This is a genomic window from Intestinibacter sp., from assembly GCF_051866655.1.
In the GTDB taxonomy this organism is placed as follows: domain Bacteria; phylum Bacillota; class Clostridia; order Peptostreptococcales; family Peptostreptococcaceae; genus Intestinibacter.
Genome location: NZ_JBJDXL010000523.1, coordinates 1 through 2,256, shown reverse-complemented (window position 1 = coordinate 2,256; position 2,256 = coordinate 1). Strand labels below are relative to the sequence as shown.

The 2,256-nt window shown below is 33.7% G+C and carries 2 protein-coding genes; both read left to right on the top strand.

Annotated features, from left to right (window positions below; genetic code table 11):
• Nucleotides 1-1,085 precede the first annotated feature (1,085 nt).
• Nucleotides 1,086-1,298, top strand: coding sequence for a hypothetical protein (locus tag ACI3VO_RS15780; RefSeq protein WP_439758831.1), 213 nt, complete (start codon nucleotides 1,086-1,088; stop codon nucleotides 1,296-1,298).
• A gap of 411 nt (nucleotides 1,299-1,709) precedes the next feature.
• Entirely contained in the window at nucleotides 1,710-1,901 is a 192-nt protein-coding gene (locus ACI3VO_RS15775) for a hypothetical protein (protein WP_439758830.1), read from the top strand.
• Nucleotides 1,902-2,256: the final 355 nt, after the last annotated feature.

Sequence of the window (2,256 nt, the reverse complement as noted above, 5' to 3'; positions counted from 1 at the left end):
ATGAAATAAATACTAAGTACTAGATAGCTGAAAATGTACAGACTTAGGCATCCTGTTAGAATATGCTTTTCTTTGGAAATGTAACTAACTAGATTATAGACTATAAGGAATTTGCAGATTTATCTTTGAGATTTACAGCAAGACCTGATAATACGAAAACGTACTCTCCAGTTCCTCATGATTATAATAATGTAACGGAAGGAACTTATTCTGATCCCAGGTTTATTCACAATTATACTGGGTATTAGAACCACGAAATCTATAGATTCGGAATCGTATATTTAATGAGTAACGGAACTCTTTCTCCTGTATTTAACATAAGAGGAATGTTCTTTACTGACTACCAATAGACCTATAACAAATTCAATGTATATAATACTGTAGACGGAGTTAATACTAGAAATTATATAACCTATAATGAGGACACAGGAATTGTGTATAAGTCTGCTGACGGTGATTAGGCTAGTTCTTAGGAAACTTCTGAATCTTTGGAGAATGTATTCGGAGTTGTTAGAATAGAATCTGGGTTAGACTCTGAAATTAACAATGTTATAGGTATAAAGATAGAGATGGATGACAAAGATACTCTATTCTAGGAGCTTAGGAAGTATCAGATAAAAGGGTACTTCTTTGTAAGACAAAAAAGAATACCTCTTCGTCTATGTCAAGCTCTGACTATTGGAGTTGATGGAGAATCTAATACTCCTTTATTATATACAGATTCCTCTACGGAGGTTAATTCAGAATCTAAAGGCAAAGCTGGAGATACCTTCTTTATTGCTGAAAGATTCTTAACCGATTCTAGAACCTTAGTACATACTTTAGAAGATAGACTCTACTGCGTTAAAACTTCTAATGTAAATAAGTATGGAGCTATATGTCCAGAATATGATATTAATAGCTCATATCTTAATACCTTGTTCTGTGGAGATGAGTATGTGGTTGAGTAGATAACTAACAGCAGTCCGCTGCAACAAGACTTAGGAGAAAATAGACATTTATATGTCAATAGCCCAAGATACTTAGACCACAATAATAGGCCTTGCTTAAACACAAGAATAGTAGGAGTAGAGGATAATACTAAATTGGTTGAAGTAGGTAATAAGTTATTCTCTGCTAGAGCAGGAGAAGCTGAGGAAGCATTTAGGTATGAATATATTAACCAAGAACTAAAATCAACTGATGCTAGCAATTTGCTAAGAGGATCCTATGGACCTTATTTAGCATTTGATGGATATAAATACCCAGGGACTTTAGTAAATATCTATATAAAGGATTACTTATCTATGAATAAGTAGGAGCTTTTTAAGATTAGAATAAATGATAAGTCCCCTTATTATGCCATATCGGATAGGTATGATATTACCTAGGTTCCTGAAGAAGATTTCATCCTATATAGGGGAGATACATATATTTGTACCTTTACTCATAGATTTAACAGAAATTTCCAGGATCCTTCAGCACCAATAAACCACAAGATAGTTGATGAGGATTGTTGGAAGGATAACTTTGAAGTTTCTGACGGAGTTGTAAAAACTGAAAACTTTGAGAAAATTAACTTGGGAGATGTAAATGCTGTTAAAATAGGAATGTGGGTTACATTCTAGCTTATATCTTCTAATAACTTAAATATAAGATCTTTAGATGATTCGAATGTTGATGAGGCAGCATTAACTGGACACTCTAGAGGATTTTATCCTTATTATGGAATGTCAGTTGATGGTTCATATAAGACTCCAGAATCTCTATGTCTAAATAATGGATTTAGCAAATCATTATCTGAGAGATATAACTTTGAAGTTCCAGATGTACCTGCTATTAAGAATGACTTTACTAATAGAATATCTTATTCAGATATTCATGTTAACGATGCGTTTAAGAACGGATTTAGAACATTCTAGGGAACTCATTACAGAGATTACCCAAAGACCTATGGTCAAATCACAAAGCTAGTAGAGTTCCGCGGTAATTTAATATGTGTATTTGAGCACGGAGTCGCTCTTATTCCGGTAAATGAGAGAGCTATTGCAGGAGAAGGGGCCGGAGGAAATGTATTTATAAATACTTCTAACGTACTCCCAGAGAATCCCAAAATAATATCAGATACCTTTGGAAGTTAGTGGAAGGATTCAGTAATAAAAACTCCTCTTGGGATATACGGAGTAGATACTATTGGTAAGAAGATATGGAGAACTAATGGAGAAAACTTTGAGTGTATATCAGACTTCAGAGTATAGGAGTTCTTAAATTAGAATA

Bases quoted from the DNA above. Each gene is read 5' to 3' on its own strand.
- ACI3VO_RS15775 (WP_439758830.1), top strand. From the start codon at position 1,710: ATGTCAGTTGATGGTTCATATAAGACTCCAGAATCTCTATGTCTAAAT.